Origin of the sequence: Methylovulum psychrotolerans (genome assembly GCF_002209385.1) — a bacterium.
GTDB lineage: Bacteria > Pseudomonadota > Gammaproteobacteria > Methylococcales > Methylomonadaceae > Methylovulum > Methylovulum psychrotolerans.
On sequence record NZ_CP022129.1, the window covers coordinates 251744 to 278453 of the forward strand.

Below are 26710 nucleotides of genomic sequence, written 5' to 3' on the forward strand. Positions count from 1 at the left end.
ATTACTTTATGTTAATGAAAGCTATGAAAAATAAAACGCAATTATCTGATCCTAAGCTTGGCTTGTCTGCCGCCAAACAGGCGCTATTGCAAAAACGCTTGCAAGCGAAACCGATATTCCATCAGCCTGGGCAAGCGGCCATTTCCAAACGCCCTATCGGTCAATCACCGTTATCGTTTTCCCAGCAACAACTGTTTTTTCTTGACCAATTGGAAGCCGACAGTTCCGCGTATAATTTTTCCATTGCTGTACGCCTTAAAGGCACGCTCAATGTCCCGGTATTAGAAAAAGCCATTAATGAGATCATCCGTCGGCACGAGGCCTTACGGACTCAGTTTGTCACCATCGGTATAGAGCCTATCCAGCAAGTTTTGCCAGAACTGAGGGTATCCGTCACAGTGGAGGATTTATGCGGGTTGGATAACCAAGTCGGCCAGCTGTTTAACCAAGAGTCGGCAATGCCTTTTAATTTGGCCCAATGTCCTTTGCTGCGGGTCAGGCTTTTTCTGATGGCCGATGTCCGTCCAGACCAGCAAGAGTTTGTGCTGATGATTACCATGCCGCACATTATCACGGATGGTTGGTCGGCCGCCGTTTTGTATCGGGAATTGGCGACGTTATACGAGGCTTATGTCCAAGGTTGGCCTTCGCCATTGCCGGAATTGGCTATCCAATATCCTGATTTTTCTTATTGGCAACGCCAGCAATTGCAGCCAGATGTGCTTGCGAAAATGTTTGCCTTTTGGCAACGCCATTTGTCTGGGTTAGACACCGATTTTGAATTGCCGACCGATAGGGTAAGACCGGCGGTGCAAACCTATAACGGTAGTGACCACCACTTTTTTTTGGCGCAAGGATTGACTGAAAACCTGCGGCAATTGTGCAGGAAACGCAACGTGACCTTATTCGCGCTGTTGTTTAGCGCGTTTAATGTGCTTTTGCACCGCTATGTCGGGGAACGGCATATTTGTGTAGGGACTCCGGTAGCCAACCGTGGCAGTGAGGATATTGAAGCCCTGATAGGTTTTTTCGTCAATGTGCTGGCTTTGCACACCGATCTTTCCGGCAATCCTACCTTCACCGCCTTACTGGATAGGACACAGGCAACGATGCTCGATGCCCAGCCCTATCAAGAGTATCCCTTCGAATTGTTAGTCAAACAGCTGAAGTTGGCTAGGAATCCCAGTTTCAACCCCTTATTCCAAGTTATGTTCGTATTGCATAACGTGCCTTTTGGCTCGATACGGGTGACAGGATTGGATATCACGCCATTTCCTATCGAAAATACTATTGCCAAATTTGATTTGACCCTGCATGTGACTGAAGAACACGACCAGTTGCATGCGGCCTTTGAATACAATGTCGATTTATTTGATGCGGACACGATTGCCCGCATGGGCGAACATTTTCGGGCGTTGCTGGAAAATATCGCCGATGCCCCAGAAACGCGGATCAGTGAATTGCGCTTGTCAGTTCCGCAGGAAAATCGGCAATTGTCGCCAAAATGGCAGGATGTCGAGTACATTACAGCAGATGAAAACCCTTGGCAAATCACAGAAGGCGATGTTGTCCACTCGTTGTTTGAAAAACAGGCGGGCCGTATACCCTCTGCCATCGCCTTATCGGCCAGTGGCCTGACCTTGACGTATGCCGAACTTAACGCTAAGGCCAACCAATTGGCGCATTATTTGTTGGACAAAGGCCTAAATCCCGGTGCGTTGGTCGCCTTGTGTTTCGGGCGCAGTTGGGAAATGGTGGTGGGCATTTTGGCCGTACTCAAAGCAGGCGGTGCTTATTTGCCGATAGATCCGCAATACCCTAAAAACGAAATCAAGTATCTGTTGGAAGATTCCGGTACGGCTCTGATTTTGTCTAAAACATCGGTATTGCCTGTTTTGCCGGATATAGCGGTGCCCATAAGCTGCATCGACAGTGATTGGGATATGATTTTTGGGTATTCCGCCACAAATCCGGTGCTGGCGATCCCTTCTGGTAATCTGGCTTATGTCATTTATACCTCCGGCTCTACCGGGCAACCCAAAGGTGTCGCCATTAGCCACCGTAACTTGTGGTGCTCGACCCTAGCCCGGTTCGCTTACTACCCCGGTCAGGTGGCAAGCTTTTTGTTGCTCTCGTCTTTTTCGTTTGACAGTTCAGTGGCTGGCTTATTTTGGACATTGTGCCAAGGCGGGAAGCTGTGCATACCTTCCGACACCCACCATACCGACCCGACGTTTTTGGTGGCATGGATAAGGCAGGAGAAGATTAGCCATCTGTTATGTTTGCCGTCTTTTTACAACGTTTTGTTGGAGCAAGCCGATGCCGGACAACTGAAGAGCTTGCAGGCCGTTATTGTCGCAGGGGAAGCCTGTTTGGCAAAAGTGGCCGCCTATCATTACGCCCAATTGCCTGCCACCACCCTCTATAACGAATACGGGCCTACCGAAGGCACCGTCTGGTGTACGGTCTACCAAATCCCAACAACAATTGCGGATGGCTCAATACCCATTGGCCATGCCATTCCTGGGGTGCGCATATACATTTTGGATACCTATTTCAATCCGGTGCCGGTTGGCGTACCAGGGGAAGTGTATATTGGCGGAGAAGGTGTTGCTATCGGCTATTTGAACCAATCGGCATGGACAGCAGAACGCTTCATACCCAATCCCTTTGACCAAGTGGTGGGAACCCGCCTTTACCGGACAGGAGACCGTGCGCGTTACTGTACCGATGGCAATATCTTATTTTTAGGCAGAGCCGACCAGCAAATCAAACTGCGGGGATTTCGGGTGGAATTAAGCGAAATCGAAGCCAAATTGCGCAAACATTCCGCTATCAAAACAGCCGTTGTGCTTCATGCTGAAACGGCCTCAGGAAGTCAGCGCCTTATTGCCTACCTCACCGTCAAGCCTGAGCAAATCCAAACGGACACCAACAGCTTGCGCACTTTCCTGCACGACCATCTGCCCGATTATATGGTTCCGTCCACATTCGTGTTCCTTGATAGCCTGCCAACTACCTCTAACGGCAAGCTAGACCGTAAAGCTTTGCTCAAAATGGTTATCGATGAACAACCGGAAGGCCAGTATTGTCCTCCCAACACCCCCACCGAAGAAACCTTATGCGTGATCTGGGCACAGCTATTGGGGTTAGAAAAAGTCGGTATCCGGGATAATTTTTTCGAGCTGGGCGGCGATTCCATCCTGAGTATGCAAATGGTCAATCGGGCAAAACAAGTCAATTTGACGGTCAAGCCTAGGCAAATACTCGAATGTCAAACCATCGAGGCGTTAGCGAAAGTTATCGGTTACGCCAACGCCGTGCAGGCAGACCAAGGTGTCATCACTGGGGAAGTACCGTTGACGCCTATTCAGCGGTGGTTTTTCGCACAAGCTTATACCAATCCTAACCATTGGAACCAAGCCGTTTTGCTGGATGTAAAACAACCTATAAATCCTACCTTGTTGGCGGGTGTCGTACAGCGGTTGCTGAGTCAGCACGATGTCTTACGCAGCCATTTTTACCAAGACAATGGCGTTTGGCAACAATTGTTGCCGGAAACCGCCGACAGTGCGTGCGAAATTATTTCGAACGACCTCTCTAGCCTTGCTGGAAACGGCTGGCAAGCCGCATTGGCCGAACAGGCAACGCATTGGCAACGTAGCCTTAATTTGAGCCACGGGCCTATGGTCAGAGTGGTTTGCTTTGATTGCGGGCAAGATGTGGGCAGCCGTTTATTGGTTATTGTCCACCATCTGGTGATGGACGGGGTCAGTTGGCGGATTCTGTTAGAAGACGTGGGTGTTCTCTACCAACAAGCCCTTGATGGTAAGAAAATGGTCTTGCCGGACAAAAGCTCCCCTTTCAAACTGTGGGCGGAACGTCTTTCCGCTTACGCGCAAACGGCGTTGGCGGAGCGCAATGTCAACTATTGGCTGAATACCGATTGGGCCAGAGCCAATCATATCCTGCCCACCGATATTGCCGACGGCCTGGATTCTGAAGCAACCAGCGAAACCTTATCCGTTACTTTAAGTTCGGCAACAACGTCACTATTGTTGCAAAACGCGCCGCTTATTCATGGCGTACGGATCAATGAGGTACTGCTGGCGGCAGTTGTGACCGTACTGGCCGAATGGACGCAAAATAATGCGGTATTGCTGGAAATGGAGGGTCATGGCCGTGAACAGCTTTTTGATGATGTTGATATATCGCGTACGGTCGGCTGGTTTACCACCTTATTCCCTGTTTTATTCGAGTTTTCAGCAGGCCAAAGGTTTCCCGCGCTGGTGCAAGCGCTACAAAAGCAACTGGCTATTATACCCAACCATGGCCTTGATTATGGAGTGGTGCGCTATTTGGGCAAAAATCCCGAACTTACCAAACGTCTGGAAGCCATTCCCACCCCTCAATTTGGCTTTAATTATTTAGGCCGTATCGATCAGGGCAACGGGGCAAATCCCCAATTTTCCCTTGTGCAAGCACCTGTCGGCCATCTCAAAGACCCGGCGGCGCAACGGACGCACAAGCTGAATATTGACGCTTCAGTCATAGCCGATGCCTTACATATTGATTGGAGTTACAGTAGCGCGTGTTACCGACCAGACACGATTGAAGAGTTGGCTAACACGGTTTTAAACATACTCGAAGATTTTGCTACGGCTTGTCCTGCCGTGGCATTGCCTGACAACACCTTGGTTTCAGATTGCGTCGAAAAATCACCCGCCCCCCTAGATTTACGGGCGGAAGCGACATTGGCTACCGACATCGCCCCTAATTTCAACATCGGTGCTTCTTACACCCCTTCACGCAATATTTTGTTGACGGGTGTCACCGGATTTGTCGGCGCGTTCCTGCTTGACGAACTCCTTACGCACACCCAAGGGCTTATCTATTGCTTGGTGCGGTCTGATACCGTCCAAGATGCCGCCATTAGAATTGAGGTGACCCTTAATTGTTATGGCATCAACAACCCTTGGGTGAAACATCGGGTCGTGCCTTTATCCGGTGATTTGGCAAAACCGTTGTTAGGTCTGCCAGAAACGCAATTTCGGAAATTGGGCAAAACCATTGACGTAATCTATCACAACGGCTCATCGACCAATTTGTTATTGCCCTTTCAGGCCTTGAAAGCGGCCAATGTTTCAGGCACGCGGGAAATTTTACGCCTCGCTTGTCTCGGCAAGCCCAAGCCCGTCCATTACATTTCGACACTATCCATTTTCGAAGATGATACCGCAACGCTGCCGCCCGGATTTTCCGAAGATGATCTACCTAGCTTAAAAACTAAGCTGACAATGGGCTATGCGCAAAGCAAGCTAGTGGCGGAACATTTGCTCCGTGTTGCAAGCGGACGGGGCTTACCGGTTAGCGTTTACAGATTGGGTGCCGTAACAGGACATAGCCGTACGGGCGCTTGGAATATCGGGGATTTCCATTGCCGATTCCTTAAAGTATGTCTAGACCTTGGCATGTTTCCGGCCAATAAGGCCGGGTTCATGCTGATGCCCATCGATTTTGTCAGTCACGCCATCATCGGATTGGCCAACTCCGATGCCGCACCAGGACGTACTTATCATATCTGTAACCCTAATGCGACACCCATGGACGAGCTTATCACTTGGCTAGACAGATATGGGTACCCAACCGTGAAAGTGCCGCCATCGGAATGGATTTATGCGTTTCACGCGCTGACTTCGCAATTGCAACACTCTACGTCACAGACTATAGCAGGGATGGTCGAACCTTTTGTCGAACACCACCATGATAACGCTGTCCCTTATCAAAATGGCCAGACAACACAAGCGTTGGCAGGCATCGGCATTGCCTTACCGACTATTGATGAAGGCGTGTTTGGCAAATCGCTTGATTATATGATCGGCTCAGGCTTTTTGGAACCGCCCACCGTGTCCTTATGCCAAGGAAAAGTACCGAGTACCGCCAAAAGCCACGGCATTATGACAAGGCCCTAATGCCCCGCCGATGAAACTGACCAAACACACGGCATCGCAGACCGGCCACCCTAATTTCTGAGGATATGACATTGAGCAAAAATCTTGACAGCAACACCATTGGACAAAATGCCCTGAAAGCCAGATGGGCAATCTATGAACCTGCGACCAGCACAACACTAGACACTATATGGCAACGTAACCAAGCCGGTAAAGCCACTTTCTTATTGGCTTCCCAACCTGTGTTTGCCGAATCGGCACAAGCCGCCTATTTGTTGTGCGAGTATATTAATGCCTTACGGAATAAAGCCGCCAAAGACATTTATAAGACTTTTTTTTGTAACTCCCGTATTGAGGCGCTGCATGGGGCAATAAAAATATCCCGGCACAATGCGCGTCTCAGCCATCCTGACAATGACGGCTTAGTATTGGTTTACGACCAAGAGCGCTATTACGCGGATTTATTCGATCCCTTGTCACAAGGCATCGACAAAGCACTGGTTCCCGGAGTGCTTTTTTATGAGGAACTGGCAGACTTGTCAAGTCAGCTGAATAACAGCAGTACGAAAGCCGCTGCGGTGGTCATGTGTTTATACGATGATTTTCCTCTTGATGAACTCAATCGGATACAACACCTGTGCCGGGAAAAACAAACCCTCTTAGTTCTTAACACCGCCCATGCCTCCTGTGGTATGACGGAATCAAGCTTGGCACATTTGGCTGATAAGCCGGATATTGTCGTTTGGGGAGAGGCGTTGACCGACTATCAAGTGCCTTTTGGCGCTTTTTCCGTGCTTGATAGGTTTTATAAACCGTGGGCTAAGGTCTCCACTTGTTTCATGCACTCGTCCACCTACGGTGGCAACAGCTTAGTCACTAGCATGGTGCGGGATAAAATCCTCAAGAGCCTGCCCATAACGGCAAAGATAGCCGCCAAGTTCAACGCTATTGCCGATAAGCCCGCCGTAAGGATAAACGCCTTCTGCACCTACATTAACCCCATCACTCCATTAATTTGTCATGCCGCAAAGCTGGATTTGGATATCACACAGGCCAAAGGTACAAAAATCACCATTAAAAATCAATCTACTGGAGAAATTGATTTAATTGATTGCATTGGCGGGGCGGGCAGTAACCTGCGCGGCTATAACCCGGCCGATATCGGCCAAGCGTTGGAAGCGCACCAGCCGGACACCGATTATTGGTCTGAACTTGCCCGCCTGTTAAGCGGCTTGGTCGGGCTGGATCATGCTTTTCCCGCCGTTAGCGGCGCGTGTGCGGTCGATATTGCCATTACTCTGGCGATGTTGGCTAACCCGCAACGCAGCAAGATCGTTATTTTCAAAGGCAATTATGCCGGCAAAAGCTTGATTTCCCTAAACGGCAGCGAGGATGAATTTGATCGGAAACCCTTTGTGCCGTTGTATTGGGATATTGTCTATCTGGATATTTTTTCGCCGACCGCCGATGTTGACTTGTTGCAGCAATTGCGCTCTGGGGAAATTGCGTTGGTTTGGTTTGAAGTCATGCAAGGCAATAGTCTAAACCAAGTGCCGCCCAAGTTGATAGACATCATCTTTCAGTATAGGAAAGACCTTGGTTACATTGTTGGCATTGATGAAATCCTCAACGGCATGTTTAGGACAGGGTCATTCGTATCGTTTGACCGTGACCAATACCAACCGGACATTATTACCCTGTCCAAAGGTTTAAGCGATTTGACATTCCCGATTTCCGCTGTACTGGTTAGCGATACTGTTTATCAGCAAGCCAAGCATACCAATGAACAGGTGGTGACACGCTATGAGAACCAGTTCCTAAACCAATTAGGGGCGCATATCGCTTTGAATGGCCTCACCCAAGCAAATGCGCCGGGCAATCGGGAACGGATCAGGTACGCAGGCAACCGACTAAAATCCGAGTTGTGGGGAGTTGCTGGCCGCGCCCCGTTATTAAAAGGGATTAGGGGAGAAGGCTTACACTTGCACTTGATGCTTGATATGGAACAATTTCCGTTGTCCTTATTTGGTAAAGACGTTTCCGAATTACTCATTTCCCGCTTATGCCTTTCCGAAGGCCATGTCCTGCAATATTTTTGCCGACTGCTGCCGCCGTTGAACATCTCCGACCGTGAAATGGAGCAATTGGTGGTGGGTATAGAAAAATCTTTAAAAATCAGCCGTTTTTCTTTATTTTTATTTGGCCTCAAGCAAATTTTAGTTTTTTTGTACTTATTATCACTGGCACAACTAAAGTCGGCGATTACAGGACTGACGACACAATTGTCGGGTTTACGGTATGGCAATGAATAGGTTATTTTTTGTTGACCTCAAGGGCGGCGGCAATAACGGTTCTATGGAGTAAGGTATGCGGAAAATTACTTTGTATACTTTGCTTGGCTTAACTGTTTTAGCCTTAGCTTGCATGTATACCGCCTATCGTTTTGTCGGGATGTTGCCGGACTCCGATATTAAGGCCGATCTAAAAGGTTTAAGTGCGCCTGCTTATTCAGAAATCGATAACTACGGTATCCCGACAATACATGCCAACAATAAGGAAGATGCTTTTTTGCTATTAGGTTTTATAACTGCCCGTGACCGCTTGTTCCAGATGGATTTGTTACGGCGGCATATGGCCGGACGTTTAGCAGAAGTGATGGGGCCTGAATTAAAAAACACTGACCGATGGCATCGCGTGATGGGCTTTGAGCAGGTTGCGCACGCTATTGTTGAACGTCTTCCGCAAGAGCAAAAGCGGGTGCTCGAAGCTTATGCGTTAGGGGTCAACCAAGCCATAAAGTCTTTAGCAGTTTTACCGCCCGAATTTTCGCTTTTGGGCTATAACCCTTCCGCTTGGCGACCTGAAGACAGTTTACTGGTGATCTTGGGGATGGAAGAGGATTTAGGTTGGACAGGCGATGAGGAACGCATGACCACTGTTATGGAAGCGGCCTTGCCAAAATCTGTAACGCAATTTTTTTTGCCGCCCGTCGACCTTTACACCACACGGTTACTGAACGGTAAAGCCAGCACAGCAATACCTTCCATCCCCACGAAAGAGCTGTCCGCATTATTGCACAACATCGGCAATCCCGAATACTATGCCGGTTTAGCGACCAAAGCACCTCCGCCTAAAGGATCAAATGGCTGGGTAGTCGGATCTGCAAAGACTTGGGATGGTCGGGCTATTTTAGCTAACGATATGCATTTATCACTACGCGTTCCAAATATTTGGTATAGAGCAGAAATCCGTTATGGTGATGTGGCGCTTACTGGCCTTACTTTGCCTGGCGTCCCCCTGCTTGTCGTTGGTTCTAATGGGAATGTGGCTTGGGGGTTTACCAATATAGAAGGTGATTTCGTGGATTTGGTGTCATTGGAAATTAATCCCACCGACGCTGGCAGCTATCGCACTCCGAAAGGCTGGATGAAATTCAATGAACGGGAAGAAACGGTTAAGGTTAAAGGCGAAGCGGATTTGACGTTTAGAGTGCAATCCACCGAGTGGGGGCCGGTGTTACCAGAATTCTCATCCGTTACACCGACAGCGGTACACTGGGTCGCTTTAGATCCCGAGGCGACAGATTTGCATTTGCTTGATTTGGATGCCGCCAAAAATGTTATAGCCGCACAAAAAATTTTCAATCAGGCGGGAGGCCCGCCTTTGAATGCCTTGGTGGCTGACAACCAAGGCAATATTGGCTGGACATACACAGGTAAAATTCCTAAACGCTTCGGACTGGACGGTTCAGTGAGCCGTTCCTGGGCTAACGGCTTAGTTGGTTGGGCTGGTTATATTTTGCCGGAGGAATTACCGCGCCTGCTGAATCCTCCGTCTGGCTTTATCGTCAACGCCAATCAAAGAATGCTGGATAGTAGCTATCCTTATGTAATAGGACATTATTTTGACCATGGGTATCGTGCCTACCGGATTAGCGAACGGCTCCTTGAAGCGAAAAATATCACCGAACGGGAAATGTTTGCGTTGCAATTGGATACTAAGGCGGAATTCTACCGTTTTTATCAGCAGTTGGCATTATCCCTCCTAGGGAAAAGTCAAGATAAGGAACAAATACATCTAGCGGAGATTTTGAACAAGTGGGATGGTTTTGCCGAGCGGGATTCAGTGGGATTTGCCGTCTTAGTGGAATTTAGAAAATTATTGCTTGATGCCGTGATTTCCCCATTTATGGTGAAGTGCCGTGAACACGATCCTAAATTCCGTTTCACCTCGACCATGGCCGATGTGCCTTTACAGCAATTATTAACAGCAAAACCGCCGTCATTACTGCCTGATAAGCAGCATTTCCCCAACTGGGAGGCATTTCTTCTTAAGCTACTGATACAGGCTGAAGGTAAAGTATTGGCAGGCCATTCAGCCAATTTTCAAGAGGTGTTCGCATGGGGTACCGTCAACCAGGTAGCTATCGCCCATCCTTTTTCAGATTCGTTACCGTTGTTGCAGCGTTGGTTAGATATGCCGCAGGCCGCAGTATCGGGTTGTGATGAATGCGTGCGCATGTATACGCCAGGCATTGGTGACAGTGAGCGTCTGATTGTGTCGCCAGGGCGTGAAGGTAATGGCATTTTGCATATGCCTGGCGGACAATCCGGTCATCCGCTTTCACCCCATTACGGCGACCAACAGCAGGCTTGGACAGAAGGTATTGTTTTGCCTTTGGAAGCCGGAACAAGCCAACACCGCTTGGAATTTGTACCAATAACCGAATTGCAAAATTAGAGAGGACTTATGCACATGATTTTGCCTATCATTTTTTATCTATACTGGGTTTGTAAAGCTTTAGCTTGGAAACCTTTAAGACGGATTAGATTCGTCAAATATGAAACTAGGGTTTTCCTAATCGGATACCCAAGCCGGAGTTTCGGTATTAGCAGAGGATGGCTAACCGTATGATGTTTTTTTTACTGCGTAATTCAGGCTGGCTTTTGATTTTCTCAATGAGTTCCGGCTTGCTGGCTGGCTTGTCTGGTGCTGGTTTGATAGCTGTCATTAATATGGCTCTGGACGGCAAACAAAGTACTTTGCCGCAATTGGGCAAGTTGTTTGCCGAATTGTGTGCATTGTTGTTTCTGGCTCGGATTGGCTCGGCTTTTTTATTGATGCGACTGGGTCAGAATGTCATTTTCAATTTGCGTCTGAAACTGAGCCGACAGATTTTGCGGACTTCTTTTCCACATTTGCAGGCTATTGGGCCGGCTCGAATCTTGGCTTGCCTAACCCAGGATATCGCCACTTTTGCGGAAGCATTCCAATGGCTGCCGATGCTGTGTGTAAATGCCGCAATTATTGGGGGATGCCTACTCTATTTGGGCTGGTTGTCAGGTACTTTGCTGGTTATCGTGATATTGGCGATCATTGTGGGGATAGGTGGTATTCAGTTAGTCGAAAGTCATGCCCAGCATAGGTTAAGCATGGCTCGGGAATCTGACGATAAGCTATACGGGCATTTTCGTAGCCTGACGCAAGGAATGAAAGAGTTGAAGCTGCACGAGTTACGGCGCAATGCCTTTTTGACTGACCGCTTGGAAGTGGCGGCAAAAAATTATCGGCAGCATTATCTGCAAGGTAACGGTTTTTACATTCTGGCGGGTAATTGGGGCAACATTTTATTTTATCTGCTGATTGGTACAGCACTTTTTCTGTTGCCGAATATCCGGGAAGCTGTCGCTGGATTGTCTACGCTTGCCTGTCTGGATGTAGTTAAATTGCCCGCTTGGCCGGACATGACCCCAGAAATTGTACGCGGCTATTGTTTGACCATTCTCTATATGATGTTTCCTTTAGCAACCTTAATGGACGGGGTGCCCGTTTGGGTCAGGGGCAGTATTGCCTTAAAGAAGATTGAGGCTTTAACGTGGGATTCTTGTGAACCTGAATCAGCCGAGACAAGCGGGTCATTGTCTTTTGCCGATCCGGAAGTTTTGATGCTCAACGGCGTAACCCACCGTTACCGCCGGGAAGGCGAAGACCGCCCTTTTACCTTAGGCCCCTTGGATTTGACCTTACAACCCGGCGAAGTGGTTTTTCTTATCGGTGGCAACGGTAGCGGCAAAACGACACTGGCGTTGTTATTGGTTGGACTTTATGTGCCAGAGCAAGGGGAGATTCGCTTAGGTGGGCAGCGTATTAGCGAAACTAACCGAGAAAGCTACCGCCAGCAGTTTTCAGCCGTTTTTTCCGATTTTTACCTATTCGATAGCCTATTGGGTTTTCAAGGCAAAGAGTTGGATACGGAAGCGCGTGTGTATTTAGCCAGATTGCAATTAGATCATAAAGTCAGTATCGAAAACGGAGAATTTTCGACACTGGATCTATCTCAAGGCCAACGGAAGCGGCTAGCATTGTTGGTCGCTTATCTGGAGGATCGCCCCTTTTATCTGTTCGATGAATGGGCGGCCGACCAAGATCCGATATTCAAGAAAATATTTTATACGGAACTACTGCCCCTACTAAAAGCTAAAGGCAAAACGGTGATAGTGATTTCACACGATGACCATTACTTTTATATGGCCGACCGATGTTTGAAAATTGAGGATGGGGCATTAAAAGCAATCGTGGCCGAAAGCCCTATATATGAGAGAGCCGAAGAAGGCTTAACAGGAGATGCGCCAATAGTGTCAAACTAAATCCGGCAAACCGCACTTTTTGGCTAATCTGGATTAGCAGACTTGTTGATCGTATGAATATAAGATGCCCTAACCTTCAAAAGGGCAATAATTTAAAAATAATGTGGAGATATCATCATGGCACAAGAAGTTATTCAATCCGAAACGGGCTATGCTTTCGATAGAGGGGCGTTATTGCACCCGCTTATTGATGAAGAATCGGTTGTTGTTGAGACGCAGGGTAATAACTATTACCTTGACCGCCAAGCGGGGGTTGAATCGAATGCCAGAAGTTATCCCCGCCGTATCCCCATTGCCATTCGCCGGGCGGACGGCATTTTTGTTGAAGATATGGATGGCCGTCAGTATATGGATTGCTTGGCCGGGGCGGGGGCTTTAGCTTTAGGACACCATCATCCTGTTATTGTGGAAGCTATCCGACGGACTTTAGCGGAGGGCATACCCTTCCAGACCTTGGATTTGACGACACCGGTCAAGGATCTGTTTGTCGAAGAGTTGTTTGCCAGCTTACCTAAAGCTTTTGCCTCCCAAGCCCGCATCCAGTTTTGCGGCCCGACAGGTGCCGATGCCATCGAGGCGGCCATTAAGTTGGCGAAAACAGCTACCGGCAGGCGGTCAGTTTTGGCTTTTCATGGCGCTTATCATGGTATGACACACGGCGCATTAGCATTGACTGGCGAGATTGCCCCCAAATTGCACATATCTGGGTTGATGTCGGATGTGCATTTTCTCCCATTCCCCTATGTTTACCGCTGTCCTTTCATGTTGGGTGGTGAAATAGGCTGGCGGGCTTCCCTTGCCTATATCGAACGGCTCTTAGATGACAGCAACAGCGGCATCACCCCGCCAGCAGCCATGATTTTGGAAGCCGTACAAGGAGAGGGAGGGGTTATTCCGGCACCGGACGAATGGCTGCGGGAAATTCGCCGAATGACCAAAGAACGGGGGATTCCGCTGATTATCGATGAAGTGCAAACCGGTGTCGGCCGGACTGGCTGTATGTATGCTTTCGAACATGCCGGTATCCAACCGGACATCTTGGTGCTGTCAAAAGCGATAGGCGGAGGCTTACCGTTAAGTGTGGTCATGTACCACAAAGATTTGGATCATTGGCAACCTGGTGCCCATGCAGGTACTTTTCGCGGCAATCAACTAGCGATGGCTACCGGAACGGCGACGCTCCAGTATGTAAAATCCCATAGGCTGGAACTGCATGCCCATGAAATGGGTATACGGTTGATGGGCATACTCCAAAATATTCAGAAAAATAAACCGCAAATCGGCGACATCAGAGGGCGCGGATTGATGATTGGCATTGAGATCGTCAATCCGGTGGCAGTGCCCGATGCGCTCGGTATCTATCCCCCCAACCGGCAACTGGCTGTCCGTATCCAAATGGAATGCCTAAAACGCGGCTTGATTGTGGAATTGGGAGGCCGCCAAGGTAGCGTGGTACGGCTTCTACCGCCTTTGATCGTGACAAGCGAGCAAATCGACCAGATAGGCACTATTTTCTCCGAAGCGATTCGGGCCGTACAGCACTGAAAAAAATGAAAGTTTTTTTATTAACATCTCCCAAGCCGAGACTTAACGTTTACCTTTTGCCGCTATGGCTGTTCGGCAGCGTTTGGGGAATCATGCACATCGTCACCGCACCTTCATTGACACAACTAGTCGGCTTAAGCTGCCGAAAACCGAACAGACCGAACCGGCTCCAGACCGGCACGCCGTGATGTTAAGTGTGACGGTTGACGGGCGAGCTTTATCGGACGAACGTGCGGTGGCTTTGGCAGCCTTGTTGGAAGCCGAATTGAAGCCCTTGCAGGAACAAGATCCGGAAATTAAGCTGCAATTGCAAGCCGACCGTACCGCTATGCTTGATGTTGTGGCCAAAGTGATGGCGAGCGCACAGCGTTCGGGTATTGGTAAATTATCGTTTGTGACAATGCTGCGCTAGCCTGATGAAAACGGTCTATCAACCTTTATGGTTAGCATTTTTTGTGCTTATTCTGATGTTGCCGGGTTGTCAGGATTTACCTAAACGCGATGCTAAAGCCAGCGGTATTAGCTTGCCTGCATCTTGGCAAACGCCAAATTCCGACACATCTGAAGCTATACCGCATTGGTTAAGCAGCTTTGCCGACCCCTTACTGACAGCCTTGGTGCATACCGGATTAAGCCAAAATTATGATTTGCAAGCGGCGGCGGCGCGGGTGCAAGCCGCGCGGGCATCGGCAGCGCTTGCAGGGGCCGGGCGGTTGCCGCAACTGTCATTTTCCCCCAGTTACCAGAACAACAATGATGTGGTTTCCGGGCGGTTTTCTGAATTTTCCGCCTTGTTTGACCTCAGTTGGGAAATTGACTTATGGGGACGTATCCGTTCTTCACAACAGGCCGCCCAACACGATGCCGAGGCGGCTGTCGCCGACTTGCGGGGTGCCCGGTTGTCTTTAGCGGCGCGAACCGCACAAACGTATTTTGAATTGGTCGAGGCCAAACGTCAGGTACAAGTCGCCGAACAATCCGTCAGCGACCGTCAGGCTATTGGCGATTTGGTGCGCGGACGTTTTAATCTGGGCCTGACCCGTGGTCTGGACGTGCGTTTGGTGTTGACCGATTTAGCCAATGCCCAAGCCCGGCTTGCCGATGCGCGTAACCAAGTGCAAACCATCACGCGTAGGCTAGAAACGTTGCTCGGCCACTATCCCGAAGGCAAGACCTTGGCGACAACACAATTGCCCGCACCGCCCGCCAACTTAGCGGAAGGGTTGCCCGCGCAATTATTGGTACGGCGGCCTGACCTTGTGGCGGCATTTGCCCGTCTGCGCTCGGCGGATGCCCGCCTGTCCAGTGCACAACGGGCATTATTGCCGCGCCTGACATTAACAGCCAGCGGCGGTTCGGCAAGTCCGGCATTAGCGGAAATCATCGGCCCGCACGCCGCCGCCTGGAATCTGGCGGCGGGTCTGACCCAGCCGCTGTTCACTGGCGGACGCTTGCAAAGCGGCATTTATTTGCAAAAAGCTCTGGTCACAGAAGCCCTCAACAATTACCGCAGCACGGCCCTAAATGCCTTCCGCGAAGTTGAACAGGCATTAGCGGCGGAACAATGGTTACAAAAACAAGAACAATCCTTGCGCGAAGCCGTGGCTCAAACCCAAGAAAGCCGTAAATTGGCAATCTATTCTTATCGGCAAGGACTGATCCAAATCCTCACTTTGTTGGACAGTTACCGCAGTACCTTAGAAGCCCAGAGTGCACATCTTGCCGTACAGCGGCAATTATTGAACAACCGGATCAACTTATATTTGGCTTTAGGTGGGGATGTGGATGCTATCAATTGAAATTAACCGCATCGTTTTTGCCAGTAAGGCACTACGCGCTAGCAGATCACCCGGCATTTGGAGCGCTTGATGGGTACTGTCAAACAGCTAAAAATTCTCTTGCCCATTGCCGTACTTTTGCTAGGTATCGCCGCCGTTTGGAGGTTATTGGTTTACCAACCTGCCATGCCTACGCAAACCCGTATCAGCGAACCACCGTTGGTAAGTACGTTGACCGTCATGCCGGAAACCGTGCGTTTGGATGTACAAACACAGGGTGTAGTCAGGCCGCGCACGGAAATTGATTTAGTCCCGGAAGTGTCCGGAAAAATTATTTTTGTCCATCCAGAATTGAATGCAGGCGGCTTTTTTGCCAAAAACGAATTGCTCATTGCCATAGAGCCGCGTGATTATGATTACGCCGTTACCGAAGCGCAAGCCCGTATTGCCGAAGCCCAACGCCTGTTGATCGCCGAACAGGCACAAGCCGTGCAAGCGCGGAACGAATGGAAAACGTTAGGCGAAGGCCAGCCCACACCGTTGGCGATGCGTGAACCGCAATTGGCGGAAGCACGGACGAAACTGCAAGCCGCCGAGGCCGATTTGGCAAAAGCGCGGCTTAAACGTAGCCGCTGCGAATTACGCGCACCTTTTGCCGGGCGGGTTAAGGAAAAACTCAGTGGTTTGGGGCAATTTGTCCAACCTGGGGAAAAACTGGCACGGCTATATGCCACCGACATTGCCGAAATCCGTCTACCGATAGCTATGGATGAACTGGCCTTTATCGATTTACCGTTAGGCAAACCTAAACGGGAACAAACGGCGGCCACATTACCGACGCTTAGCTTGACCGCCCAGTTAGCCGGACGCACAGCAACGTGGGAAGGGCGTATCGTCCGTACCGAAGGCGTTGTCGATGAGGCTAATGGGCAATTATATGCCATTGCCCAAGTCAGCGAACCTTATGCACAATACGCGGGGCAAACCCCATTGCTTGTCGGCTTGTTTGTACAAGCCGCCATTCACGGCCACACTTACCAGAATGTGTTTGTATTGCCGCCAACGGCTATCAATAGCGATCAAGAAGTTTGGTTGGTCGATGCCCAACAGCAGTTGCACAAACAGAAAGTTGCTATTTTGCGGCAAGAAACGCAACGGATATTGGTTGTGGGTGGGCTTAAGGCAGGCGATCAAATTGTCACCTCCGGCCTCCAAGTCCCCATCATGGGGATGCACGTCCGGCTGGATGGCGCAACCGAAAAGATGCAAGCGGCATCCCCCAATACAGTAAACCATGACCCTTCCTAAATCAGATCCTACAGGTATTTTAGCGTGGTTCGCCAGTAATCCGGTTGCCGCCAATTTGCTGATGCTGCTGATTTTAGTCGGTGGCGTGTCCAGTTATACACGGCTGGATACTGAAGTGTTCCCGCGCTTTAGCCCGCAACAAATCGAAATCAAAGCGCTTTATCCAGGTGCTGGGCCTTTGGAAATAGAAAGCGCGGTCTGTATCCGCATTGAAGAGGTCATTTTTGATGTCCAGGGTATCAAACGCATCAATACCGAAATCACCCAAGGCGAATGCCTGATCAAAGTCGCGGTGTTACCCGATTACGATAAGTTACAACTGATGAACGCCTTGAATGGCCGTATCCAAACTATTTCGCGGCTACCTAAAGGCTTGGAAAAAATCAGCGTGAAAGCCGCCGCCCGTGAAGAAGATGATGGCCTGATTTGGGTGGCTTTGCATGGGGCTACCGATAGCTTGGCGTTGAAACGTTACGGTGAATACATCCAACAACAATTGACCACCGTTCCGGGCGTGAGCAAGGTGGTCAATTATGGTGAGGTTCCCTATGAAATAGCCATTGAAGTGTCATCGGCCAAACTGCAACAATACCATTTGGCCTTAAGTGATATTGCTGCCGCCCTGCGCCGTGCATCACTGGATTTGCCGGCGGGTGTCGTCAAAAATCCGGCGGGGGAAGTACTGTTGAAGATCAACGGCAAAGCCAGCAACGCGGCGGCGTTGGCGGCGTTGGTGTTGCGTAGCCAAGCCGACGGTTCGCATATCTTGTTGGGCGATGTCGCCACCGTTACGGACAGTTTGGCAGAATTGCAGTTTGAATGGTACCACAACGGTGAAACGGCACAAGGCTGGGCAGTCCATGCCGAACGTGACAGCGTTGTGGTTGCCCAACGTGTCAATGCCGCAATCAAAGACATGCAAAAGCATCTCCCCGAAGGCTTGACGTTGAAAACTTGGTGGGATGATTCCCAAGCTTACCAAGAACGTATCAGCACCTTAATTGAAGACGGCCTGAGCGGCTTTGTGCTGGTATGTCTGGTGTTGACTTTATTTTTGCGCCTGAAAGTGGCGTTGTGGGCAGGTATGGGCATTTTAACCTCAATATTGGGGGCGTTGTGGCTGATGCCCTTATTCGATGTGTCGTTAAATATGTTATCGCTGTTTGGCTTTTTGTTGGCGATGGGCGTTTTGGTGGATGATGCCATTATTATTGGCGACAGCATCCACAGCCAACAAAGCCAAAACAAAACCTCCAACTTAAATGCCGCCATCCGTGGTGTCCAAGAAGTCGCTGTTCCCGTAACCTTGGCAGTGCTGGTAGCTTTAGTGGCATTTCTGCCCGGCCTGTTCCTGTCCGGTTGGTTTGGGCAAATGATGCGCCCCATTTGCATGGTGATGATCCTGACATTAGCGTTTTCGCTGATTGAAGCCATGCTGATCCTGCCCGCACATTTGTCAGCCCCCTCGCCCATGCCCACCCAAGCGTCCCGCTTAGACCGTTTACGCGATAAACTCAATCAGGGTTTGGATCACTTTGTCCAGTATGCCTATCGGCCTTTTTTGGAAACCGCACTGGCATGGCGTTATCTGACGATTGCTTGTTTCATATTACTGTTGTTGGTCAGCGGGGCATTGGTCGGCAGTAACCGTGTCCGCCAATCCTTGCAACCTGATGTCACACTGGACAGTTTTTGGGTCAACCTGACCGTTCCCGAAGGCGCACCGTACAGTGAAGTCAAAACCCTAGCAAAACGGGTGGAGCAGGCGTTTTTTTCCTTGCGTGATGAACTCGATGCCAAGCAACGCCAACAACATGGTTTGGCATCTGGGCAAGCCGGAGAAACAAGTGTCATTGCTGGTTTAGAAACCATGATATGGGCAAGTCAGGCAGGATTTTGGACGGAATTTTCCGCGTTGGGCAGGCAACACATCGTCGTTGAAGATTTTATCCGTGAATGGCGGCGGCGTGTTGGCGACGTGGGACGGGGCAAAATCGACTTTTTATACAAAGAAGGTGATGTGCCTTATGACTTGGAATTTGATTTGGGTGCAACCGACCCGGCTGTTTTGGCGGCGGCTACCGAACCGTTCAAACAGCAACTTGCCGCCTATCAAGGCGTTGCCGATGTCATTGATTCCGCCGAACCCGGCAAACCGGAATTGCAGCTCAAGCTAAAACCTACCGCCGAGCGCCTAGGGTTACGTTTGGAAGATTTAGCCGAACAAGTGCACGGGGCCTATTACGGCGAAGAAGTGCAAAGGCTACAACGTGGGCGCAGTGAGGTGAAAGTGATGGTACGGCTACCGCTTGCCGAACGCCGGACGATAGAGCACTTAAAAGTTCTGCCGATACGGATTGCTGAAGGCGCGTCCGCCCCTTTGGGAACCTTGGCGGAATTAAGCCAAACGCCAGGTTATGCCAAACTGATCCGCCAAAATCGCCAGCGGGTGTTGAAAGTACAAGCACGGGTTGACCCTAAAGAAGCGGATGTCAACGCCATTTATACCGACATAAAAAATCGTGTTTTGCCTAAATTCCAACAAAATTATCCGGGGCTAAACGTGGAACTGGGGCAAAACCGTCAAGAACAGGAAGCCACCACGGCATCGCTAGGCCGCAACACCTTAATCGCTTTATTTGTGATTTACGCACTGATTGCCGTGCCGTTCCGGTCTTATGTAAAACCGTTGATTTTTCTGCTTGCCGCCCCTGTGGCTTGGAGCGGCGGGATATTGGCGCATGGCTTGTTGGGGTTGCCGTTGTCGATGGAATCTTTGGTAGGCATGATTGCCGCCAGTGGTGTGGTCATTAACGATAGCTTGGTGTTGCTGGATAGCATTAGGGAACATGATGACCCTGACCGCCCACTCACTGAACAGATTATCGAGGCTTGCACATCACGCTTCCGTCCTATCTTACTGGCGTTCCTGACCAATTTCGTCGGATTCCTGCCGACCTTGATGGAAACCAGCCCCCAAGCGCAATTTTTAATTCCGATGACCCTGTCGTTGTCCGCAGGATTATTGTTAGGCATGGCGGCAAGCTTGATATTGACCCCGGTGTGTTATGCAGTCGGTTCTGCTACAACTATTTACGGGCGTTGACCTCGCAGCGGCTGCTCAATGCCGCTTTGAGGCGTTTTCAACAATCAACGGTAACATTGCCATTTAAGATAGACCTTTATTGCTTAAGTCTTTATCATTCTAATAGGGGTGAAAGCGGTTAGCTAATAATAGAGGAGTGTTTATGCCCTATCCGGGTGGTGGTGCTGATAAAATGGGCAATTATTATGAAGCGTTATGGACGGTGTACTGTTTATTGCGCATACTCAAAGGCGAAGCAACTGGCATTATCTTAGAGCCATTGGGCGATGAAGGCGATGGTGTCGAATTTAAACTGGAAACAAACAGCGGTAGCGAATACCACCAAGTCAAACGCCAAAACGGCTCGGCAGGGCATTGGAAACTGCCGGAGTTAAATGCTAAAGGGGTATTGGCTGCTGCCAAGGCGAAACTCAGTAAGGATGAAGCCGCGCAGTTTCGGTTTATTTCTCAAGACTCTGTCGCTAACTTACCCGAACTGTGCGGGCGGGCAGTAACCGCTGCTGACTATGATGCCTTTAAGACGTTTGCCTTAGATGCGGAGGTGCATTCGACCGCATTTGCCCAACTGTGTGCTTATTGGGATATGCCTGATGAACGGGTTTATGCGTGTTTGCGGTGCGTTAGGGTTGAAACCCTCAGCGAAGATACGCTGTTGGAGTTGGTTAAAGCACTGGCGGCAACCTTAGTATCAGGCAATGAACAGGCTATTGTTGCCAGCCTACGCGCTTGTTGTGAAGACTATTGGCATCGGCCATTAGACCGCGAGGCGATAGTGGCGCACTTGGCAAATGCGGACTTTACGCTGATAGCTTCGGCGCAAGACAGGCTAAAGGATGGCGCGGGCAATACCATACTCTGCAATCAAACCCAAATAGGGCGGCAAATCAATCTGGGCAACAACAGCACTTATCACGAAACCCACATCCACTATGCGGAAAAATCTCTCCCCCGCCACCTGACCACCACGCCGTTCATCCCCGACGTGTTCCAAGGCCGCGAGGAAGATTTATTGGCGATACGCGCCAAGCTGGAAGCAAACAGCCAGCCCTTGCTATTGGTCAACGGCCAGGGCGGTATCGGCAAAACTTCGTTGGCGGCGAAGTATTGGCAAAGCTACCAAGGCCATTACGCCCACACCGCTTGGCTGTATGCCCCCAGCCGCTTGGACGATGCTTTGCTGATGTTGGCCTTGCCTTTGCAGGTGAACTTCCCCGATACCATGCTCACGGCGCAACGCTTGGAGGTGCTGCAAACCGCCGTCGCCAACCTCACCGCGCCCTGTTTGCTGATTATCGACAATGCCAATAATGCCGATGAATTGGCGCAACACTGGGGCTTTTTACATGCTTGCACCAACTGCCATATTTTGCTTACCAGCCGCCTGAACGGCTTTAACGGCGCGGGCTATTATCCGATTAAAGCCTTGCCGGAAGATGTGGCCTTACGCGTATTTAACAGCCATTACCCGCAGCACCGGACAGCAGATGACGGGCTGTTTTTTGGCATTTATCAAGCGGTGGGCGGCAACACGCTGGTGCTTGAGCTGTTGGCGAAGAACTTGGCAGCGGTGAACGCCAACAAGGTGTTTTATCCGCTTAGCCAGTTGCTGGCGGATTTACAACAGCGCGGGCTGTTGCAGTTGGCGAAAACCAAAACGGTTAAGGTCATGGGCAAAGGCGCGTTGCCCGCCTTACAGGTCGCCAACCCCACCGCCATCATCGCCGCCCTGTATGATGAGTTGGAACAGATAACACCGCTCAGCAAGGTGGAACAATGGTTGCTTTGTAATCTGGCGGTGTTGCCAGCGGAAAACTGGGCTTATGGCGATTTGGCAGACTTGCTGTTAAGCCCTGAAGATGATGAAGAAATCTTCTCCGACACTCTCAGTGGCTTGGCGGTACGCGGCTGGTTGGAAAACAGTATCCAAAATGGAATAAGCCACTACAAATCCAGCCCCGTGGTGCAGGAAATTACCCGCCATAAAAACGCGGAACGCTTGCAGGGTTATTGTGCGGGCTTGGTCGTTAAGCTGATAGACAAGCTGGATTATGAAGCTGACAGTGGGCATTTACTCAACGCCAGCTACGCGGACGCGGCGGCTTACTGCCGCCATGCCGAAACCGTCACGACTGGGTTGCCGGGGGATCGCAGTCTTGCCGTGTTACACGAACGCATAGGCCGCTACCACTTGACCACTGGCAACATGGACAAGGCTTTAAGGGCTTTTACGGAATACCATACATTTATGGCTACGCTCCACGAGTGTGAGCCGAATAACCTAAGCATTAAAAGCAGTCTGGCGGTTGCTTGCCAATACTTAGGCAGTGTCCACAACATGCTTGGCGACCTAAGACAGGCCTTGCACTGGTGTGAAGAAGACTACAGACTGTCACAGGAACTCCATGCCGCCGCCCCCGGCCATCTGGACTTTAAAAACGGCTTGGCGGTTGCTTGCCAACACTTAGGCATCACCCACACCACGCTGGGCGACCTGCAACAGGCCTTGCGCTGTTACGAAGACTACCACTGCCTGGAACAGGAACTCCATGCCGCCGCCCCCGGCCATCTGGGCTTTAAAAACAACTTGGCGGTTGCCTGCTCAAAATTAGGCGACACCCACACCAAACTGGGCGACCTGCAACAGGCCTTGCACTGGTACGAAGAATACCATCGCCTGGAACAGGAACTCCATGCCGCCGCCCCCGGCCATCTGGACTTTAAAAATGGCTTGGCGATTGCCTGCCAATACTTAGGCATCGCCCACACCACGCTGGACGACCTGCAACAGGCCTTGCGCTGTTACGAAGACTACCACCGCCTGGTACAGGAACTCCATGCCGCCGCCCCCGGCCATCTGGGCTTTAAAAACAGCTTGGCGGTTGCCTGCCAAAAGTTAGGCACCACCCACGCCACGCTGGGCGACCTGCAACAGGCCTTGCGCTGGTATCAAGACTACCACCGCCTGGTACAGGAACTCCATGCCGCCGCCCCCGACCATCTGGGCTTTACCAACGGCCTAGCCTCTGCCCTCGTTTTTTTAGGCCAACATTATGAACAACAGGGCAATCTCCCCTTAGCCTTGGGCTATTATCGGCAAGCTCAAACCCTATCGGCGGAATTAGTAGCCAAGTCGCCGCTTTATGTGGAGTTTCAAAATAATCTGGCTTGGGTTAATGGACGACTGGAAAGCGGATAAGCATAAACCATTTTCTCCTAAGAAAATGGCCTCTAATTTATCCGGTCTGTTTTTACAAAAAATTGGGCGGTAGCCATAAAAAGTGTATCTACTAGATACACTTTTTATGGCTGCGCTACCTGATCCGTAATCAATATCTGTCCTTTGATAAAGGCAAGTACAAAAGCCGTTATAGGATTTGTACTTGCACCCACACCACAGGCAGATTGCCGCTGATTAAATAATCACAAATAAGTTAGGGAATTTAGAAGGGCTGGAACGGTCAAAAAAGTGTATCTACTAGATACACTTTTTACCCTAAACGAAAAGCAGATTATCTGCTTTCATTGCGAAAAATTACGGCGTAATATAAGGGGGTTGTAGGTATATCATCATATCCTTATTAAGGAGAGCATAAGAAGGTAGAAAAGTGTATCTAGTAGATACACTTTTTAAGATAGGGTGAATATGTATGGGGGGATTATTGGTTATAGTCGCCATAATTCGTATGGGTGATACTATTCCATCAGCGTAAAAAGCAACCCTACAAACCCCTAAAAAGTGTATCTACTAGATACACTTTTTAGGGCTAAACACACACCAACCGGACAACCACACACCCTACGCGCATTAAACATCAGCAAAAAGCTATCGGATCATTCTCTGTCTATAAAAAAATAGGCTTGTCGGCATCCCCCACAAAGCCCATCTATAAAAACGAATAACAGGAAAGCACCATGAGCAAAACCATCAATTACATCCGTTGGTTCAATGAACTGACTATCGACGACATCCCTTTAGTAGGCGGTAAAAACGCTTCGTTAGGGGAAATGTACCAAGAACTGACCCCACAAGGCATTTTAATCCCCAATGGCTTTGCCATCACGGCCGAGGCTTACCGTTATGTGTTGGAACAAAACGATAGCTGGACAGCATTGCATCAGGCTTTGGATGCGTTAAACCCCGATGATGTCAACGATCTTGCCAAACGCGCCCGCCAAGCCCGCGAGATCATTTACGCCGCGCCCTTGCCCGATGATTTGGTGCAACAAATCCTGACCGCCTACGCGCAATTGCAACAACAATATGGCGAAGAAGATACCAGCGTCGCGGTGCGCAGTTCGGCGACGGCTGAGGATTTGCCGACCGCCAGTTTTGCTGGTCAGCAAGACACTTATTTAAACATACGCGGTGAGCAGGCATTATTAGAAGCCTGTAAACGCTGTTTTGCCAGCTTGTTTACTGACCGGGCTATCCATTACCGCATCGACCAAGGCTTCGACCATTTCAAACTGGCCTTGTCCATCGGCATTATGAAAATGATCCGCTCTGACTTGGATGCCAGCGGCGTGATGTTTTCCTTAGATACCGAATCCGGTTTCAGCGATGTGGTGTTCATCACTGGCGCTTATGGTTTGGGTGAGAATGTTGTCCAAGGCGCGGTAGACCCGGATGAGTTTTACGTCCATAAACCGACTTTCCGGGCAGGCTATAGGGCGGTACTGAAACGCACCTTAGGCGCGAAAAAAATTAAGATGGTGTATAGCGACGGCAACACCCGCGAACCGACCCGCAATATTGTCACCTCGGAAGCGGAACGGCAACGCTTTTGCCTCAGTGACACAGACGTACTGACCTTAGCCGATTACGCCTTAAAAATCGAACAGCATTATAGCCGTAAGGCAGGCCATGATAAGCCGATGGATATGGAATGGGCAAAAGACGGTTTGGACGGTAAGCTGTACATCGTCCAAGCACGGCCCGAAACGGTGGTGTCGCAATTGCGCGGCATGATTTTGGAGCAATATGTCCTAAAAGGCCACGCCCAAGCCATCGTCACTGGCCACGCAGTCGGCAGTAAGATTGCCACGGGCAATGCGCGTATCATTCACCATGTCAACCAACTGGGTAGCTTTAAGGCAGGCGATGTACTGGTCGCCGATATGACCACGCCGGACTGGGAGCCGATTATGAAAATCGCCTCGGCGATTATCACCAACCGGGGCGGGCGTACTTGCCACGCGGCGATTATCTCCCGCGAATTGGGGGTTCCGGCGGTTATCGGTTGCGACAACGCCACCACGGCCTTAAGCAATAACTCACCTGTGACGGTGTCGTGTGCCGAAGGCGATAACGGCAAGGTGTATGCGGGGATATTGGATTTTGACATCAAAACCACCGATTTGTCCGGCCTGAAACACCCGAAGACCAAGATCATGCTGAACATCGGTAACCCTGAACTGGCCTTTAAGACCAGCTTCCTGCCGAATGACGGGGTCGGTTTGGCACGGATGGAGTTTATCATCACCGAATACATCAAAGCCCATCCTATGGCCTTGCTGCATCCTGAACGGGTGCAAGATGCTGATGAGCTGGAGCAACTGCAATTGCTCACCCAGAATTACGCCAACGCCAGCGAGTTTTTTATCCAACGCCTTTCCGAAGGGGTAGCCACCATTGCCGCCGCGTTTTACCCCAAGCCTGTGGTGGTGCGCATGTCGGACTTTAAGACCAATGAATATGCCACCTTATTAGGAGGCCGCTGGTTTGAGTTTAACGAAGAAAACCCTATGATCGGTTTCCGGGGCGCATCACGTTACAGCCATCCCGCGTATGCCGAAGGCTTTGCTTTGGAGTGTGCCGCCATGAAACGGGTGCGCGAAGAGATGGGGCTGAGCAATGTGATATTAATGATCCCGTTCTGCCGCCGTATTCAAGAAGCCGAACGGGTCTTGGCCTATATGGCGGAACTGGGCTTAAAGCGCGGCGAGAATGGGCTGGAAATTTATGTGATGTGCGAGATACCCAATAACGTCATTCAAATTGACGGCTTCTCCGAACACTTCGACGGCTTCTCCATCGGCTCCAACGACCTGACCCAATTGACGCTGGGGGTAGACCGCGATTCCGCTATCGTCGCCGAGGATTTTGACGAGCGCGACGCGGGCGTTAAGGAAATGATCCGCTTGGCCGTGACAGGGGCGCACCGTAACCACCGCCACTGCGGCCTGTGTGGGCAAGCCCCATCCGATTATCCTGAAATGGCGGAGTTTCTGGTGGAAATAGGTATTGACTCCATGAGCTTAAACCCGGATACCGTATTGCAGACGACGCAATTGGTCTTGGATACGGAGCAACGCTTAGGAAGGGGATAAAGATAAGGCAGGTACAAGCTGGGTAAGTCCCAGTTTGTACCTGCC

At 50.2% G+C, this 26710-nt stretch carries 11 protein-coding genes; all 11 read left to right on the forward strand.

The window, feature by feature from the left end; translation table 11 throughout:
• Nucleotides 1-23: 23 nt before the first annotated feature.
• Entirely contained in the window at nt 24-5972 is a 5949-nt protein-coding gene (locus CEK71_RS01140) for a non-ribosomal peptide synthetase (RefSeq protein ID WP_198328406.1), read from the forward strand.
• A gap of 71 nt (nt 5973-6043) precedes the next feature.
• A complete protein-coding gene (locus CEK71_RS01145; RefSeq protein ID WP_198328408.1) occupies nt 6044-8263 on the forward strand; it encodes an aminotransferase class III-fold pyridoxal phosphate-dependent enzyme in 2220 nt (739 codons plus the stop codon).
• A gap of 55 nt (nt 8264-8318) precedes the next feature.
• Nucleotides 8319-10691 (forward strand): penicillin acylase family protein, encoded by a 2373-nt coding sequence (locus CEK71_RS01150; RefSeq protein ID WP_088617664.1) that lies wholly within the window; start codon nt 8319-8321, stop codon nt 10689-10691.
• A 170-nt stretch (nt 10692-10861) separates the two neighbouring features.
• Nucleotides 10862-12598 carry a cyclic peptide export ABC transporter gene (locus tag CEK71_RS01155; protein ID WP_088621455.1) on the forward strand — a complete coding sequence of 579 codons (1737 nt, stop codon included), beginning with the start codon at nt 10862-10864 and terminating at the stop codon, nt 12596-12598.
• A 117-nt stretch (nt 12599-12715) separates the two neighbouring features.
• The gene (locus CEK71_RS01160) at nt 12716-14143 is read left to right on the forward strand and encodes a diaminobutyrate--2-oxoglutarate transaminase (RefSeq protein WP_088617665.1); all 1428 of its coding nucleotides are present in this window, start codon (nt 12716-12718) and stop codon (nt 14141-14143) included.
• Nucleotides 14144-14225: 82 nt separating this feature from the next.
• Nucleotides 14226-14555 carry an ExbD/TolR family protein gene (locus CEK71_RS01165; RefSeq protein WP_232463732.1) on the forward strand — a complete coding sequence of 110 codons (330 nt, stop codon included), beginning with the start codon at nt 14226-14228 and terminating at the stop codon, nt 14553-14555.
• Nucleotides 14556-14559: 4 nt separating this feature from the next.
• On the forward strand, nt 14560-15942 hold the full coding sequence (locus tag CEK71_RS01170) for an efflux transporter outer membrane subunit (RefSeq protein ID WP_088617666.1): 1383 nt from the start codon (nt 14560-14562) through the stop codon (nt 15940-15942).
• A 69-nt stretch (nt 15943-16011) separates the two neighbouring features.
• Nucleotides 16012-17229, forward strand: a complete 1218-nt coding sequence (locus CEK71_RS01175) for an efflux RND transporter periplasmic adaptor subunit (protein WP_088617667.1) — start codon at nt 16012-16014, stop codon at nt 17227-17229.
• Nucleotides 17216-20335, forward strand: coding sequence for an efflux RND transporter permease subunit (locus CEK71_RS01180; protein WP_088617668.1), 3120 nt, complete (start codon nt 17216-17218; stop codon nt 20333-20335). The genes CEK71_RS01175 and CEK71_RS01180 overlap by 14 nt, the downstream gene beginning before the upstream one ends.
• A 142-nt stretch (nt 20336-20477) precedes the next feature.
• Entirely contained in the window at nt 20478-23531 is a 3054-nt protein-coding gene (locus CEK71_RS01185; protein ID WP_088617669.1) for a tetratricopeptide repeat protein, read from the forward strand.
• Between the two features lie 716 nt (nt 23532-24247).
• Nucleotides 24248-26665 (forward strand): phosphoenolpyruvate synthase, encoded by a 2418-nt coding sequence (gene ppsA / locus CEK71_RS01190; RefSeq protein WP_088617670.1) that lies wholly within the window; start codon nt 24248-24250, stop codon nt 26663-26665.
• Nucleotides 26666-26710 lie beyond the last annotated feature (45 nt).